The sequence below is a fragment of the uncultured Ilumatobacter sp. genome, from assembly GCF_963980585.1.
Taxonomy (GTDB): Bacteria; Actinomycetota; Acidimicrobiia; order Acidimicrobiales; family Ilumatobacteraceae; genus Ilumatobacter_A.
Genome location: NZ_CAXCAM010000012.1, coordinates 57,159 through 73,203, shown reverse-complemented (window position 1 = coordinate 73,203; position 16,045 = coordinate 57,159). Strand labels below are relative to the sequence as shown.

The 16,045-nt window shown below is 62.6% G+C and carries 17 protein-coding genes; 6 read left to right on the top strand and 11 right to left on the bottom strand.

Annotation, left to right across the window (positions count from 1 at the left end; genetic code table 11):
• Nucleotides 1-105 precede the first annotated feature (105 nt).
• Nucleotides 106-408, bottom strand: coding sequence for an HU family DNA-binding protein (locus ACH2DW_RS06015; RefSeq protein WP_394928818.1), 303 nt, complete (start codon nt 406-408; stop codon nt 106-108).
• Nucleotides 409-727: 319 nt separating this feature from the next.
• Here ACH2DW_RS06015 and ACH2DW_RS06010 point away from each other — a divergent pair, with 319 nt between their 5' ends.
• From ACH2DW_RS06010 to ACH2DW_RS06000, 3 genes are all read left to right on the top strand, one after another.
• Nucleotides 728-2,131, top strand: a complete 1,404-nt coding sequence (locus tag ACH2DW_RS06010) for a PhoH family protein (RefSeq protein ID WP_394928815.1) — start codon at nt 728-730, stop codon at nt 2,129-2,131.
• Nucleotides 2,132-2,288: 157 nt separating this feature from the next.
• The gene (locus ACH2DW_RS06005) at nt 2,289-2,600 is read left to right on the top strand and encodes a WhiB family transcriptional regulator (RefSeq protein WP_394928814.1); all 312 of its coding nucleotides are present in this window, start codon (nt 2,289-2,291) and stop codon (nt 2,598-2,600) included.
• An 85-nt stretch (nt 2,601-2,685) separates the two neighbouring features.
• Nucleotides 2,686-3,243 (top strand): PolC-type DNA polymerase III, encoded by a 558-nt coding sequence (locus ACH2DW_RS06000; RefSeq protein WP_394928813.1) that lies wholly within the window; start codon nt 2,686-2,688, stop codon nt 3,241-3,243.
• A 32-nt stretch (nt 3,244-3,275) separates the two neighbouring features.
• Here ACH2DW_RS06000 and ACH2DW_RS05995 read toward each other — a convergent pair whose 3' ends face one another.
• The 7 genes from ACH2DW_RS05995 to ACH2DW_RS05965 form a co-directional block, all read right to left on the bottom strand.
• Nucleotides 3,276-4,241, bottom strand: a complete 966-nt coding sequence (locus tag ACH2DW_RS05995; protein WP_394928812.1) for a helix-turn-helix transcriptional regulator — start codon at nt 4,239-4,241, stop codon at nt 3,276-3,278.
• On the bottom strand, nt 4,238-5,200 hold the full coding sequence (locus ACH2DW_RS05990) for a helix-turn-helix transcriptional regulator (RefSeq protein WP_394928811.1): 963 nt from the start codon (nt 5,198-5,200) through the stop codon (nt 4,238-4,240). The genes ACH2DW_RS05995 and ACH2DW_RS05990 overlap by 4 nt, the downstream gene beginning before the upstream one ends.
• A gap of 6 nt (nt 5,201-5,206) precedes the next feature.
• On the bottom strand, nt 5,207-5,611 hold the full coding sequence (locus ACH2DW_RS05985) for a cobalamin B12-binding domain-containing protein (RefSeq protein ID WP_394928810.1): 405 nt from the start codon (nt 5,609-5,611) through the stop codon (nt 5,207-5,209).
• A 5-nt stretch (nt 5,612-5,616) separates the two neighbouring features.
• Nucleotides 5,617-6,501, bottom strand: coding sequence for a 3-hydroxybutyryl-CoA dehydrogenase (locus tag ACH2DW_RS05980; protein WP_394928809.1), 885 nt, complete (start codon nt 6,499-6,501; stop codon nt 5,617-5,619).
• A gap of 57 nt (nt 6,502-6,558) precedes the next feature.
• Nucleotides 6,559-7,977, bottom strand: a complete 1,419-nt coding sequence (locus tag ACH2DW_RS05975; RefSeq protein ID WP_394928808.1) for an aldehyde dehydrogenase family protein — start codon at nt 7,975-7,977, stop codon at nt 6,559-6,561.
• A gap of 70 nt (nt 7,978-8,047) precedes the next feature.
• Nucleotides 8,048-9,583: a glucose-6-phosphate isomerase gene (gene pgi / locus ACH2DW_RS05970; protein ID WP_394928807.1), complete on the bottom strand. Its 1,536-nt coding sequence runs from the start codon at nt 9,581-9,583 to the stop codon at nt 8,048-8,050.
• Nucleotides 9,584-9,594: 11 nt separating this feature from the next.
• Nucleotides 9,595-10,338: a 6-phosphogluconolactonase gene (locus ACH2DW_RS05965; RefSeq protein ID WP_394928806.1), complete on the bottom strand. Its 744-nt coding sequence runs from the start codon at nt 10,336-10,338 to the stop codon at nt 9,595-9,597.
• A gap of 156 nt (nt 10,339-10,494) precedes the next feature.
• Between ACH2DW_RS05965 and rarD the strand changes: the two genes are divergently transcribed.
• The 3 genes from rarD to ACH2DW_RS05950 all read left to right on the top strand — a co-directional run bounded on the left by rarD (nt 10,495) and on the right by ACH2DW_RS05950 (nt 12,089).
• Nucleotides 10,495-11,412 carry an EamA family transporter RarD gene (rarD, locus tag ACH2DW_RS05960; protein ID WP_394928805.1) on the top strand — a complete coding sequence of 306 codons (918 nt, stop codon included), beginning with the start codon at nt 10,495-10,497 and terminating at the stop codon, nt 11,410-11,412.
• Between the two features lie 10 nt (nt 11,413-11,422).
• On the top strand, nt 11,423-11,719 hold the full coding sequence (locus tag ACH2DW_RS05955) for a hypothetical protein (RefSeq protein ID WP_394928804.1): 297 nt from the start codon (nt 11,423-11,425) through the stop codon (nt 11,717-11,719).
• A 109-nt stretch (nt 11,720-11,828) separates the two neighbouring features.
• Nucleotides 11,829-12,089, top strand: coding sequence for a hypothetical protein (locus tag ACH2DW_RS05950; protein WP_394928803.1), 261 nt, complete (start codon nt 11,829-11,831; stop codon nt 12,087-12,089).
• A 151-nt stretch (nt 12,090-12,240) separates the two neighbouring features.
• On the opposite strand, the gene ACH2DW_RS05945 is transcribed toward ACH2DW_RS05950, so the two are convergent.
• The 3 genes from ACH2DW_RS05945 to ACH2DW_RS05935 all read right to left on the bottom strand — a co-directional run bounded on the left by ACH2DW_RS05945 (nt 12,241) and on the right by ACH2DW_RS05935 (nt 16,040).
• Nucleotides 12,241-13,794 (bottom strand): ABC transporter substrate-binding protein, encoded by a 1,554-nt coding sequence (locus tag ACH2DW_RS05945; protein ID WP_394928802.1) that lies wholly within the window; start codon nt 13,792-13,794, stop codon nt 12,241-12,243.
• 81 nt (nt 13,795-13,875) lie between these two features.
• Nucleotides 13,876-15,138, bottom strand: a complete 1,263-nt coding sequence (locus tag ACH2DW_RS05940; protein ID WP_394928801.1) for a branched-chain amino acid ABC transporter permease — start codon at nt 15,136-15,138, stop codon at nt 13,876-13,878.
• 11 nt (nt 15,139-15,149) lie between these two features.
• Nucleotides 15,150-16,040: a branched-chain amino acid ABC transporter permease gene (locus tag ACH2DW_RS05935; RefSeq protein WP_394928800.1), complete on the bottom strand. Its 891-nt coding sequence runs from the start codon at nt 16,038-16,040 to the stop codon at nt 15,150-15,152.
• Between the last annotated feature and the right edge of the window lie 5 nt (nt 16,041-16,045).

Genomic DNA, 16,045 nt, shown 5'->3' with positions numbered 1-16,045 from the left:
GCCTTCTTCTTCGCCGGAGCCTTCTTCGCTACAGCCTTCTTCTTCGCCGGAGCCTTCTTGGCCACCGCCTTCTTCTTCGCCGGAGCCTTCTTCGCTGCCATCAGATCACTTCTTCTTGCCGTTGAGGGCCTGCTTGAGCGTCGAGCTGGCGGTGAACTTCATGGCGGTCGATGCCTTGATCTTCACGGGCTCGCCGGTCTGCGGGTTGCGACCTTCGCGGGCGGCGCGCTGGGTGGTGCTGAACGAGCCGAAGCCAGCCCATGCGACTTTCTCGCCCTTCTTCGTCTCGGTGACGACGAAGTCAAAGAACGCACCGAGCGTGCGCTCTGCGTCAGCCTTCGAGACGCCTGAAGCGGTGGACACTGCGTCGATCATTTCTGCCTTGGTCATTGGAGTCCTCTTTCGGATGGTGTGTATCTGTTCAACCCAGCGCGCTCTGCGCTGGGCCCGATCCCGCCATTGGCAGCGGGAATGACAACCATGTGACTTACCGCAGACAATTCATTCAAGGATCAAACACATTGCATTTGCAACGAGATGATTTACCAGACCCTTGCGGTAATTGGCTTCGGCGCAGCTTCACACGCAAAACACCTGCGTAAAGGTGCCCAGTTGGATCCACCACTCAGGATCACATGCGGGCTACAACTATCTCCGTTGAGTATGAACCGCCAATTTCACAGCGCTGATCTCGACGTCCGGCTGGACGTTTCCTAAGGGAGTCACGATGACCGACCTGCTTGCCACCGTTGACACTGCAACGTCCGAAAGGCGAGCGGTCGAATCCGTGCAGCGCACGCGACTCGTTCTCGACACCTCGGTCTTGATTGCCGACCCCACGTGCGTCCTCGAGTTCACCAACGCCGACGTGGTGGTCCCGCTCACCGTCGTCGAAGAACTTGACGGACTCAAGAGCCGCAGCGACGACGTTGGACGAGCTGCCCGCACAGCACTTCGCACGCTCGAAGAGTTGCGGATGAACCATGGCGGTTCCCTCGCCCAGCCGGTCCCCACCGGCGCAGAGGGCGCGACGCTGCAGATCGAGATCAACAACATCCGCAAACACCTCCTCATCGAACACGGGCTCAACCCCGACGTTGCGGACAACCGGATCATCGGCGCTGCCATCGGCCAGTCCGACTTCGGGCCAACCACCATGGTCAGCAACGATGCGGCACTGCGCATCAAAGCCGCGCACCTTGGCGTCAAGGCAGCCGAACACACCCGAGCGAGGCGTGTCGATGACCGTCCGGCAATCGGCTGGGCAACCCTCGACACCACGCACGAGGCGATCGACAGCCTGTACGCCGCCGGCGGCATCGCCATCGATGCAGTGCACACCACCAACCAGGCCGACGACCAGGCCGCCGCGACAGTGACCGAGAACGAGTTCGCTGTGCTGCGCTCCGGGTCCCAGTCCGCATTGGTCCGAGCCGTGAACGGTGAATTCGTCCTGCTCCCGCAAAGCGCCCCCGAGCCCTGGGGCTTGCGGCCCCGCAACAAGGAACAACGCTTCGCTCTCGAACTGCTCCTTGATCCGGAGATCGAGGTGATCGCGCTCGATGGGCGCGCCGGCACCGGCAAGACGCTGCTTGCCATTGCCGCTGGGCTCGAGCAAGTCGTCGAACAACGTCGCTATGAGCGAGTTGCGGTGTATCGCCCACTCGTACCGGTCGGCCGCGCCGACGTCGGTTTCCTGCCTGGCGGGCTCGACGAGAAGCTTGACCCATGGATGGCCGCGATCCACGATGCCGTCGTTGCTCTGACCGACATGGGCAACAGTCACGACGCCGGCAATTTGATCGCCGAACTGACCGAGCGAGGGCAGCTCTCGCTCGAGTCGGTCACGTTCCTGCGAGGACGCTCGCTGCAACGCCAGATTGTCGTGATCGACGAGGCTCAGAACCTCGAGCCCACCACCCTGCGGACGATCCTGACCCGGGTGGGCGAGGGCACCAAGGTCATCTTCACCGGCGACACCAGCCAGATCGATGCGCCGTACCTTGGCGAATCGAACAACGCTCTGAGTGTGCTTGCCACGGCATTCAGCGGCCAACGCTGTTTTGGCCACATCACTTTGACCGCGTGCGAACGCAGCGACGTCGCAAGCCTCGCTGCCGAGTTGCTGTAGCCCACACGCGGTTCCCGTCACGGCTGCGATCTCAAGGATCCGGCGGTCTCTCGCGTTTGCCCTGGTCACAGACAGCACGTTGGCACTTTTCATCCGTTTCGTTTCGAGCTGCGAAGATTTAGTGTTAAATGAAGTCAGCACGCGACCAGGAGATCAGATGACGGTGGACTACCAGTTCGATGTTCAGATAGTCGAAGACGACTGGCGTGAGCGCGCCCACTGCAAAGGCAGCACCCGTCTGTTCTTCCCACCCAAAGCCGAACGCCCCCAAGCCCGGGCGCGACGTGAGGCCAAGGCCATCCGATTGTGTTCAGAGTGCGAGGCGCGCGAACCGTGCCAGCAATTCGCTCGCGAGAACCACGAGTACGGCTTCTGGGCGGGCGAGTCCGAAGAAGAACGGCACCTCGCTGGATTTACCGTGGCCGCACCGATCGGCGTACGTAGTCGCCTCGCACAACACGCCGGCTGACCCGCTCACGTCGCTCTCCTCACAGACGGCGTCGAATCGACGCCGTACGCCAACCCTGTGTGTATGGCTGTCTAGGGTGGTCGTTGTGCCACTCCCCCGCTTCGCAGTGGTCGACGTCGAAACGTCAGGCCTCTCCCAACGTCGCGACCGAATCTTGCAGATCGGTGCTGTCATCGTCGAAAGCGATGGACGCGAGATCGACCGCTGGAGCACGCTGGTCAGACTGCGCTGGCCGCTCCAACGCGTCGGGCCCACCGATATCCATGGCATCACCCGACCGATGCTGCGCGATGCGCCCCGGATGTCGACCGCACTCGATGATTTGACCGAACGGCTTGAAGGCGCCGTGTTCACTGCACACAATGCGCAGTTCGATGCTGGTTTCATCGAGCGCGCCGCACGACACCGATCCGGGTTTGATCTCGGCCCACGCCTCTGCACCCTGCGGATGTCTCGTCGTCTTGACCCGGGCCGCGAGCAGTCGCACCGGTTGATCGATGTCGCCGACCGATTTGGGGTTCCGCTGGTCAACCCCCACGATGCACTGGCTGACGCGGCAGCGACCGCGGGCGTGCTCCCGCACCTGCTTGCTGCGCACGGCATCACCGACGCGTCGCAGCTCAGCGCATTCTTCGACCGCTGACGCCTGGCGCTCCCAGCCAGCCGACGGCTGAATCAGTACCGAGCGAGGATCGCTGATGCCAGCCCGGCAGCTTCGGCTGCAGCGTCGCCGGGTGACACCACGACAGCGTCGGGCCCAAGGCGAATCAGGAGACGCGCCAACCACCGATCGTTCGCAACCGGCAAGCTGACCTCAATCCATCCGGCAGGCTGGGCGAGGGATATCTGGCTTCGAATCGGATACCGGTCAAGCAGCCATTGTGCGGCTGGCGCCAATCGCAGCACGGCGACCGGCAGATCGGCATCATCAAAGAACGCCCCCGGCGTCGACACGACATCTGCACTCGGGACTGTCCGACCCGTCGCGGTCATGGTGTCGATGCGGTCGATGCGGAACGTGCGCCGCTCGCCGGAGCGGTCATCGTCGGCAACCACATACCAATTCCCCGCGTCAACGAACACGTGACGCGGCACGATCGACCGTTCCGTGCGTTCGTCACGCGCCGGCGAGTAGTACGTGACCGCCAACTCCCAGCCGTTTGCCGCAGCCTCGGCCAACTCGTCGGTCACCGGCGGACGATCCAGGTCGATCGCCACGCCTGCAGTGTCATCCGTACCGCCGACATCGGCATCGAGCCCGACGTCGGAGAGCGCACGGGCGAGCTTGGCCAGCCCGCGGCCCAGCGGCCCCCCCGGATCCGCTCCCGGAAGCTCCATTGCGGCTCGCGCCGAAGCCAACAACGAGAAGCCTTCTGGAGCGGTGAGGCGAAGCGCCCGCGTGAAGAGCCGGGGGACGCCGACGAACACGAGGCCATCATCAACAAACACGTCAATCATCTCGTCGACGAATGGCGGCAACCCACACATTGCGACCAATTCCAGGTCTGTTTGAACCTGCGCCTCGGTCAAGTCATACCGGGCAGCAACCTCGGCAAGCGGCACTTCGCCGACCTCCATCAACCAGGGCAGCATCACCAAGAGACGGGCGAGGCGCTCCTCGGCATTGCGAGGCCCACTCATACCGAACTCCCAGCCGCCACGACTGACAACCAGTCGACAATTGCCTTGCGCGTTTCGGGCGGACCGATGACCACGGCATGATCGAGCAGGCCGAGAACCCAGGATCGGAAGGCATCCAGGTTTGACGCAGGGACCTCGACGTCGACGCTCCCGTCACCATGTCGTTGGATGACTCGATCAGCGCCGACTTCGCGCTCAATCGCTGCGGCACGAGTGGCGTCGATCCGCACGATGGCGACGGCGCCGTCGGCTGCAGAATGACCGATCTGTTTGGGGTCTGCCGGAAACGCGTCGCGCGGGTCAAATGAGGCGGGGCGCTCGAATGCACCCGACGGGCCGACATCGATGTCATCCGGTGTGCCGTCGAATCGATCGATGCGAAACGTGCGCTGGGCACCGCGGTCGCGGTCGAGACCGATGACGTACCAGAACCCGCCGCGCAGCAGCAGGCCCCACGGTTCGATGTGCCGCCGCTCGCTGCGGTACCCGAAGCTGATCAAGGATCGGCTGGCAACCGCGGCGCGTACCACGGGCAATTCCGGCCGGTCGGGCATCACGGCAGACACCGTGCCGACTTCGCCGATCGCCGAGCCTCCGAGTTTCCACATCGCATCGCGTCCTGCTGATGTGTCGGTACGTACAGCGGCGACGGCAACCTGGAGTGCCCGCCGCTCGTCGGCGTCAAGTTCCAGATCCGTCAGTTCGTACGCACGGCGGTCGATCCGGTATTCACCCGGTGACCCTTGGCCCAGCTCAGACTTGGCCTCAATCGGCACCCCCAGGTCACGTAAGGCTGCCTTGTCGCGCTCGAACGCAGCACGCTGGTTGCGTTCGCCGTCGGGGTATTGGCCAACGAGGGCACCGACGATCTCAACCATCGTGAGTGGTCGACTCGTCTCGAGCAGCAGCGCCAGCAAGTTGGTGAGTCGCTCGACGCGGTCAACCCGCCGCGCTGACACGGTAGATCAGTCCTCGCTGTCGTCAGGATGAATCGCTGAACGAATGGCCTCGACAACTTCGTCTGCAGTGGCGCCTGGAGTCAGGATCTTCGCAACGCCCGCTGATTCGAGCTCATGCACATCACGATTGGGCACGATGCCACCGACGACCACGGGGATGTCAGCACCGCGCTCGCGGACCTTCTCGACGACGAGTGGCGCCAGCGTCATGTGCGCACCCGACAGCATTGACAGCCCAATGGCGTCCACATCTTCATCGACCGCAGCTGCTGCCACGGTGTCCGGCGTCTGGAACAACCCCGTGTAAATGACCTCGTAGCCCGCGTCACGCAAGATGCGAGCGACCACTTTGACGCCCCGGTCATGGCCATCGAGTCCGACTTTGGCAACGAGTACCCGTTCTCCTGCCATCGCGATCAGCCTCGGTCGCCGTAGTCGTAGAAACCGCGGCCGGACTTTCGACCGAGCAGGCCTGCCTCGACCATCCGCGACAGCATGGGAGGTGCGGCGTACAGCGGCTCTTTGAATTCCTCGTACATGCTGACCGCCACGGCAAGTGTGGTGTCAAGCCCGATGAGGTCCGCCAGACTGAGCGGGCCCATCGGATGATTGCACCCCTCGACCATGCCGTGGTCGATGTCCTCTGCCGTGGCAAAGCCTGACTCCATCATGCGAATCGCTGAGAGGATGTAGGGAATCAGCAGCGCATTGACGACGAAACCGGCTCGGTCTTGGCTGCGAATCACGATCTTGCCGAGCGTGTCTTCGGCAAAGTGGTTCGCGGCTTTGACTGTTGCCTCGTCGGTCATCAAGCTGGTAACCAGCTCAACGAGCTTCAGCACCGGAACCGGATTGAAGAAGTGAATGCCCACCACGTTCTCGGGGCGCTGGGTGGCGATTCCCAGCTTCATGATCGGGATCGAACTCGTGTTGCTCGCCAAGATGGCATCGTCGGCTTCGACGACCCGGTCGAGGGTGCGAAACACCTCGGTCTTCAGCGGCTCGTCCTCGATGACGGCCTCGATCACCATGCGGCGGTCGGCCATGTCCCCGAGGTCGGTCGTGAACGTGAGCCGTGCGAGTGTGGCATCACGTTCTTCCTCCGTCATCCTCCCTCGAGCGACAGCCTTGTCGAACGAGCCGATCAGACGATTCCGTCCACGCTCAGCCGAAGCAGCATCGATCTCGTGCACGATCGTGTCGAGTCCAGCCCGAGCGGACACCTCTGCGATCCCGGCACCCATCTGGCCGCAACCGACGACCCCCACACGTTGAATATCAGGCCTGCTTGTGTCAATCATCGCCGCCACCGTACCCGCAGCGCCGGCCATCATTCATCTTCTGAACCCGGACCGGGCTCAGCGTTGCATCGACTTCGTCTGGAGGAATTCTTCGATGCCGTACGGACCGTTCTCGCGGCCGTAACCCGACTGCTTGTAGCCCCCGAAGGGCGCAGCGATGTTGAAACTGCCACCATTGACATCAACAGCACCGGTACGCATGCGACGCGCGACGCTCATCGCACGGTCCTGATCCGCAGACCACACGCCACCACTCAGGCCATAAAGGCTGTCATTGGCAATGCGCACAGCGTCGTCATCATCGTCGTAACCAATGATCGAGAGCACCGGGCCGAAGATCTCTTCCTGGGCGATGGTCATGTCGTTGGTGACGTTGGCGAACACGGTCGGCTTGACGAAGTAGCCAGTCTCGTTGCCTTCAGGCTTACCGAGACCACCCGCCGCAACCACGGCTCCCTCGTCGATGCCCTTCTGGATATAGGCCTGCACTCGATCCCACTGCGCCTGGCTGATCAACGGGCCGAGGTGCATACCTTCCTTGGTCGGATCGTCGACCTGAGTGGCGGCAACCGCTGCAGCGGCGATCTCGACGGCCTCGTCGTAGCGGCTGTTCGGCACCAGCATGCGGGTATGCGCTGTACAGGTCTGGCCTGAGTTGAGGAAGCAAGCGAACACGCCCTTGGGAATGACAGCGGCGAAATCGGCATCGTCAAGCACGATGTTCGCCGACTTGCCCCCGAGTTCGAGCGCCACGCGCTTGATCGAGTCGGCAGCCGATGCCGCGACCTGCTTGCCGGCTCGCGACGAACCGGTGAAGCTCACCATATCGATACCGGGATGGGCCGAGATGGCCGCTCCGACTGTGGGGCCATTGCCGCTGACCAAGTTGAACACGCCAGCGGGCAGGCCGACTTCGTGGATGATTTCAGCGAGGATGAAGGCGTTGAGCGGGGCGATTTCACTCGGCTTCAACACGATGGTGCAGCCCGCGGCGAGCGCGCCGCCGACCTTGCAGATGATCTGGTGCAGCGGGTAGTTCCACGGCGTGATGGCGCCGACGACACCGACTGGCTCTTTGACGACCAGGCTGTTGCCAATCTCCTCTTCGAACTCGAAGCTGTCGAGCAGCGTGGCGAAGGTCGCCATGTTCCCAGCGGGCAAACCCGCCTGGATCATTGTCGACCAAGTAATCGGCATGCCGACCTCGCCGGCGATGGTCTCGGCAATCTCAGCCGAGCGGGCCTGGAGCGCTTCGTTGAGGCGGACCAGGTACTTCTGTCGCTCCTCGACCGGGGTCTGCGACCATGCGTCGAACGCGCCACGAGCCGCGGAGACAGCACGATCGACGTCGCTCGCAACCCCGTCGGGAATCGAGCCCATCACCTGCTCGGTGGCGGCGTTGATGACCTCGATGCTGCCGCTCCCTTCGCTGGGAACCCAGGCACCGTCGATGTAGATGTTCTCGAAGTTACGCATCTGACCAGTCTGACCGACGCCGGCTTGTCCAGTCGAACCCGGTCACCTGTCCATTTTCGCGGACCACGCGTCAGCGATGCGTGCGGTACCAGTGAATCAGGGCGTTGGTACTGCTGTCGTGTGCGCCGGGGTCGGGGCTCCCGGTCAGTTCGGGGGTGACCTGATTGGCCAGCTCTTTACCCAGTTCGACGCCCCACTGGTCGTAGCTGTTCACGCCGAAGATCGTCCCCTGCACGTGCACGATGTGCTCGTAGAGCGCGATGAGTTGGCCAAGCACCGATGGGGTGAGCTGATCAGCGAGAATCACCGTGTTCGGTCGGTCGCCTGCAAAATGGCGCCACGGCTCAGACCGGTTGTCTCGACCGAAGGCGAGTGCTTCCGACTGCGCAATGAGGTTCGCAATGAGCAGATCATGATGCTCTTGGAAGTCGTGGTGCGCGCGGGCGAACCCGATGAAGTCGACCGGCACGATGCGTGTGCCCTGGTGGATGAGTTGGTAGAAGGCGTGCTGCCCGTTGGTGCCCGGCTCGCCCCAGACAATGGGGCCGGTGTCATGGCCAATCCGTTGGCCCTTGAGGTCGACCGACTTCCCGTTCGACTCCATGTCGAGCTGCTGCAGATAGGCCGGAAAGCGAGCAAGCTCGTTGGCGTACGGCAGCACGGCCTTGGTGTCGAACCCGAGACCATTGGCATTCCAGACACCGATCAACGCGAGCAGCACCGGAACGTTTTCTGTCAGCGGCGCCGTTCTGAAGTGTTCGTCCATCACATGGAAACCCGAGAGGAATTCACGGAATCGGTCGGGGCCGATCGAGATCATGAGCGACAGCCCAATCGCCGAGTCGACCGAGTAGCGGCCGCCGACCCAGTCCCAGAAACCGAACATGTTGTTGTCAGCGTCGATCCCGAAGTCGGCGACACGTTCAGCGTTGGTCGAAACGGCGACGAAGTGATCGGGCACCGCCTGCTCGCCAAGTGCGTCGACCAACCAGCGGCGCGCGGTGCGAGCGTTGGTGAGCGTCTCGATCGTGCCGAACGTCTTCGATGCGACGATGAACAGCGTGGAGGCCGGGTCGGCATCGGCGAGCACGCCAGCGATGTCCGCGCCGTCGATGTTCGACACGTACGAACAACGGATGCGTCCGTGACGGAACGCGTCGAGGGCTTGGTACGCCATCGCCGGTCCGAGGTCGGACCCCCCGATCCCAATGTTGACAACGTGCGTCATCCGGTCGTCCGCTCGAACCCGATCCGCGAACACTGCCATGGCGTCAAGCACCGCGTGCACGTCAGGCACGACGTTGACACCATCGATCTCGAAGCTCGAATCAGCGGGCATTCGGAGCGCGACATGACCGACGGCGCGGTCTTCGGCCACGTTGATGCGCTCACCGGCGAACATCGCATCGCGCCGTTGCTCGACGCCGGCGCTCTGCGCGAGTTCGATCAGCGACCCAACAAGATCATCGGTGATCCGTTGCTTCGACACGTCGACCCGGAGGTCAGCAACCTTGAAGACGTAGCGCTCGGCGCGCCTCGGATCGTCGGCAAACAGTGTCCGCAGGTGTGGTGGTTGCGCAAGGTTGGCCAGGTCAGCGAGTTCCATCGCTGGCCACCCTAGAGCGACAGTTTCGACGCTGCGGCGGGATCGAGGAACAACGTCGTCCCTGAGCGACGGACGTGACTCACCGGAATGGATCGGTCCCGATCGAGCCACCGCTGCACCATCGTCGATTTCGTCTTGCCGGTGGTGAGGATCAATCGGCCACGCGCCTGGTTGATTGGCGTCGGGGTGAGCGTCATGCGACCGCGACCGTTGAAGTCGCCGACCATTGCCACTGGGTTCGGGCTGCTGACCACCGTGGCATCGGGATGTGGCGATGGTGGCCACGAGGCGGTGTGGCCGTCGTCGCCCAGACCGAGGTGGACGGCGTCGAATCGTTCGGGTAGACCGTCGGCATACCGCAAGGCGGCCATCGCCAGGTCATCACCCGCCACTGGCATGAGCCGTGTCTCGCCCGGAACAAACCACAGTTGGGTTGCGTTGCGATCCTCATGCCCATCGGGGGCGACGCGCTCATCAACCTGCCAGATCGTCAGTTGGTCCCAGTCGAGATCCTCGTGTACGAGTGCCGCGAGCATGGACGGTGCAGTCGAGCCGCCGCTGACGGCCAATGACGCTGAGCCGCGGCGCCGGATCGCGGCGCGCAGTCGCACGGCCAACGATCGAGCGACATCACCGGCCGGGTCATCGGAGATGCGCACCGAGACGGCACCGAACTTCACGACCTGCACGCGACCTGCCACATCTTCACCGTAGTTCGAGCCAGTCCGCTCGCCTCCACGAACGCCATCACTCATCGGCCAACACAGTCCACCTCGCAGCCCACCGCACAGCCCGCCTTGGCGACCCACCCGAACCTCACCCGAAAAATGCAGGACATTTTTCAGATGGGTGGGGCGGGCTGAGGGGAGGAGGGCTGGTGACGATGGGGCCGCGCCGAATACGGTGGAGCGGTGAGCGACAACCGAGAGCGCAACGGCGTGCGCGTTGGGATCGCCGCGTACCTCATCTGGGGCCTGCTCACCATCTACTGGAAGCAGTTGAGCGCCTTCGACGCGCTCGAGCTCATCGGGTGGCGGATGCTCACCGCAGCCGTCGTGATGGTGGTGATCACGACGTTCCGTGGAACCTGGCCCGCGATCAACGTCGCATTCCATTCGAAGGCGATCATCGGACGGCTGGTGGTCGCAGCGCTGCTCCTCACTGCCAACTGGGGGAGCTATGTGTGGGCGGTCGTCAACGACCGAGTGATCGAAACAGCGCTCGGCTACTTCATTGCGCCCCTCGCCACCATGGCGATCGGCGTGTTCGTACTGGGCGAGCGACCCAACAACGCGCAGCGCATCGCATTCGGCTGCGCATCGATTGCGGTCGTGATCCTCACGGTGGGCGCTGGGCAACCCCCATGGATCTCTCTCGTTCTTGCTGCGACGTGGAGCTGCTACGCCTTGAGCAAGCGCAACATCCCACTCGGAGCGATCGACAGTCTGACCGGCGAGACCCTCGTGCTGTTCTTCCCCGCTCTCGGTCTCGTCATCGCGCTCTCGAGCCGCAGCGGGAGTGCCGTCGATATCGCGTCGAGCACCGAGTGGGCGTTCCTCCTCGGCACCGGGTTGATCACCGCCGTCCCCCTCATGTTGTTCGCGTCGGCCGCCCAATCGATTCCGTTCACCCTCCTGGGGCCGCTGAACCTCTTGGTCCCCGTCATCAACTTTGGGCTCGGCTGGGCCATCTATGACGAGCCGATGCCCTTCAACCGGCTGATCGGCTTTGCGTTCGTGTGGATGGCGCTCATCGTGGTGATGACCGACCGAGTTCGCGAGTCCCACCGTCGCAATCGTGTCGCTACTCCACCCCTGACAGCCCAGTAGCTTGGGCCCGATGAACCCGCAGCACATCGTCCGGCTTCTGTGTGGGGCCGGGTCCATGGTCGTGCTCGCCAGTTGTTTCACATCGACGGCCGACTTCAAGTCCGACGCTGAAACGTTCATCGTCGAGCAGGTGTCCGCAGAGATCGGGACGACGTTGACCAGCGTCAACTGCGTCGCACCCATCGACCAGAACATCGGGACGCGATTCACCTGTCAGGCGATCGACGATTCCGGCGCCATCTGGGAGTTCGACAACGTGATCGACGGCGAGGGCGAGTTCACGGTGAATATCTCACGTCGTCCCTGAACTGGGACAATGACAATGACAACGACTGCGGCCATCAGAACCATCACATGAACTCGTCGCCGCATCATTTGGTCATCCATCTCCAACGCCACTCGACACAGGGAACCTCATGAAGAACAAACTCGCCGCCACCATCGCCCTCAGCGCGCTCGCGCTGGCCGCCTGCGGCGGGGTCAACCGTGACGGCACCCGCGACAAGTTCATCTCCGACATGGAGGAGATCGGCGGCACCGCTGACGGTGATTGCATCGACGACGTATTCAGGGATTACAGCGATGACGAAATCACAGAGCTCTCCGAGGGCGGTAACGACGAACGCTCGGTGGCACTGGCGACCGACCTCCTCGAGTGCACCGACCTCGACGGCTAACTCCACAACCGGGTTCAGGCGGCCAGATGGTGTGCCGTGCGAACTGACCGAGCGGACTCAGCCATCAACGCGAACGAGCCGGTCACCTTCTCGATGTTCTGAGAAGGTGACCGGCTCGTAACGTTTTCAGCTGATCAGATCAGCGGGTGAATCAGCTCCCGAAGGCGCCGCCGGCTCCTTCGAAGTCGACAAAGTCGCCCTTGGGCTCGAACACCAGATCGCCGGCGTCGGTGACGGAAACTGCCTGGAGCTGAGCGCCCTCAGTCCAGTAGGCGTCGTTGACTCCGTCGAGCTGCAGCGTGCCGCCGAGCAAGGTGTCGTTGGTCGTGTCGGCGTTCCACACAGCGGCCATCAGGTTGACCCGGTTGAGGCCACCTTCCAGCGCTGCTGCGGAGCGCAGCACGTCGACGAGGAACTCGCCGTACAGGATGCCGGTCGAGTACGAACCGTCAGCACAGGTGACATCGCCATATTCGGCGAGGATGCTCTCAACTTCGAGGATCTTGGGATCGTCGGCCCAAACCGGGTCACCACAGATCTTGTTCGAGTTGGCCATCCACGGGCCAGCGTCGTCTGCTGACAGCGTCGCTGCGGCGTCGATCACCGGAGCGAAGAACGACGACAGGTTGTTACAGGTGTACGACATGTACGTACGCGGACGCCATTCCGAACCCGCCAGCACAGCGGTGCTCTGCGAGCAGAACTTGGACGTTGTGCCCGAGACGAACACGTCGGCATCGGTTGCGATGAGGGTGGTCATCTCGTTCGTGACGTCAGCACCGGCCGGGTCGTGAACCTGCTCGGAGACCAGATCGATCTCTGCGCAAGCCTCGGAATCGTTCAGCGTGTTTTGGTACGTCTTGCCGAAGTCGTTGTTCATGATGAGCGCAGCGACTGTCGCACCGGGACCGAAGTCATCGATGATCGACTTACACCAGATCTCGGTTTCAGTCGCGTAGTTCAAGATGTTGCCGACGGTCCACGGGAAGTTGGCCGGATCGCCCCAGAAGGGGAAGCCCGACGAGTTGAACAGCTGCGGGACGCAGGCTTCATCGGTGATCGGACGGATGGCGAAGTTGATCGGCGTGCCGATGTTGTGCGCCAGGGCGAACACGTCATCGGAGTCGATCATTTCTTCGACGTTGGCCACGGCGCGACCGGCTTCGTAGCCGTCGTCCTTGGCGATCAGCACGAGGTTCTTGCCCTCGATCGGATCAGTGTCGTTGATGTAGTCGAAGTAGATCTGCATGCCTTCACCGATGGCTCCGAATGCAGCGAGTGCACCCGACTGCGGCAGTGTCTGGCCGATACGGATCTCGTCACCATCGACGCCTTGCATCGGATCCCAGTCGTCCGGGCAGTCGCCCAGTGCGAGCGTGGTCCCGGCAGCAACTTCGACGTCGCCTTCGAGCGCGAGAGCCCCACCTGCGGGCTCTTCAGCCGGCTCTTCAGCAGGCTCTTCAGCAGGCTCTTCGGCCGGCTCTTCAGCAGGCTCTTCAGCAGGCTCTTCAGCAGGCTCTTCGGCCGGCTCTTCAGCAGGCGCCTCTGTCGAAGCTGGTTCGTCATCGCTGCCACACGCTGCAAAGATCAGGCCGGCGGCCATGAGTCCTGCAACGGAGCGCTTAATACGTGATGTTCGCATTTTCTCCCCTATTGGTTGATTGGTGCCGATGATCGGCATTTCTCCGGTGACGCTCAAAAACATCGTCCCGACAATGTCGTCGAAACTGTTGCTCCCCCACGCACCGAGATCTCATATTCGGTTATCGGATGTGACCGTAGTCGCTCAATCGTCGTCAGCAGTGGTTGGACCGCCGTCGAGACCGCCGCTCACCTGAGCACTGACGGGTTCCAGCGGCGCAGCACCCGCAACGCCGGGCATGAGCGCCGGTGTCTCTGGGAGCACCTGCACGATGCGTCCTCGAATCTTGCGCACGCCGGCAATGATCCCGCCGGGCAGGACAAATGTGACGACGATGAGGCCGACACCGAGAATCAGACCGCCGGTCGGACCTTGCAGCCACCGCTCCGGGACTCCGGGCAGATTCTGCGTGGACGATGCCCAGTCGGGAATGAATGCGATGACCAGCCCGCCGAGGACCGCGCCCGACAAGGTGCCGACTCCACCGACCACCATGCCGACGACGAACAGAATCGAGATCAACTGGGTGAAGTCACCCTCGGAAGCAATACCGAGTTCGGCGACATAGATCATGCCGCCCACCCCACCGAGAGCCGACGCCACACCAAACGACATGGTCTTGTGGAAGGCGAGGCTCATGCCATTGACCGCAGCACTGGTCTCGTTGTCGCGAATCGCCCGCATGGCGCGTCCCGGTCGGCTCTTGATCAGGTTGCTCACGACTTTGAAGCAGATCAAGGCCAGGATCGTCATCAGGAAGAAGGTCCAGACACGCTGTTCCTCCTTGCTCGACAGCCCCTCTCCCTCACCGAAGTATTGGCCGATCAGCGGAATCGTGTGGAGCGCATCCACAATGCCATCGAGCGGCAACCAGCTCGGCGGAATGAAGTCCGAGTCGACCTGTTTGCCAGCGGCGCCTCCGGTGTAGTCGAGGAGGAAATCGAGCTTGATCAGCGAGGGGAAGACTGCGGCCATGCCGAGCGTGACGAGGGCCAGATAGAGGCCCTTGATCCGCAGGGCTGGAATGCCGAACAGCAAGCCAATCAGGAAGCAGACCGGAATCACGACCAGCAGCGAGGTGAACCACGCCCAGTCTTGGTCAGCAACCAGATACGCCGAGACGTATGCGCCTGTTCCGAAGAAGAAGCCCTGGCCAAGCGAGAGTTGGCCGGTGAAGCCCGCAACCACTTGCAGCCCGAGGATCGCGACCATGAACGAGATCGACTTCGTGACACGAGTAATGCTGAACTTGTAGTCGTTGTCGAACAGCGTGATCGAGCCGGTGTCGTTGTACGCGAACGCCACGATCAGGATCAACAGGGTCAGCAGCGCAAACCCTGCGAACTTGTAAGCCCGGTAGCGATTGGTGCCCTGAGTGAAGAGAAATTTTGGTGATTTCGTAGCCATGATGTCCTCCCTCAGACCCGTTCAACCTGTGGTGTGCCGAACAATCCAGACGGTTTGAACAGCAAGACCAACATGAGTACCACCACCGCAGCGAGCAAACTGAGCTCGCTCGGGATGCCGAGATACGGCACGGCGATCGACTGGACGAGCCCGATGGCGAGGCCGCCGACGATGGCGCCGCCAAGGCTGTCAAGACCACCGAGTGCGGCCGCCGAGACGGCGAAGATCAGCCCGGTCACCATGACGTTTGGTTCGAGCTGACGGAACGGGGACGCCACGAAGACGCAGACGCCCAAGGTGCCGACCGCCGCAGCGATCGCCCACCCGAACTGCAAGGTGGGGCCGACTTTGATGCCGACGAGTTCACTCGACTCGAGATTCGACGACACTGCCCGGAAGGCAAGCCCGATCTTGGTCTTGTTGAGCAGCAGGGTGAGCCCGCCGGACACCACAGCGATGGTGACAAGTGTGCCGACCGTGTACCAGGAAAGCGTCGCTGTCCCGTACGTCAGCGCATTGCCCGACGGGAACAGCTCGGGGAAGGCACGCGGGTCGAAACGCCAGATGATGCCGGCGAGTGCGTTGATCCCGAGGAACAACCCGAGCGTGATGATGACGAGCGGTAAGTGATCGGACGGGTCAAAGGGCCTGATCAGCGTCCGCTCGATGCCAGCTGCACAGACGGCAGTGATCACCATCGACCCGAAGACGGCTCCCCACATCGGGATGCCCTGTTCTGTTGCAAGCACGAGGGCGATGAATCCACCGAACATCGCGAATTCGCCTTGGGCGAAGTTGATGAGTGTGGTTGCTTTGAAGATCATGACGAGGGCCATGGCAATCAGTGCGTAGGTTGCACCGTTCGACAGGCCATCTGAGATGCGATTGAGAAAGAGTTCCATGTGAT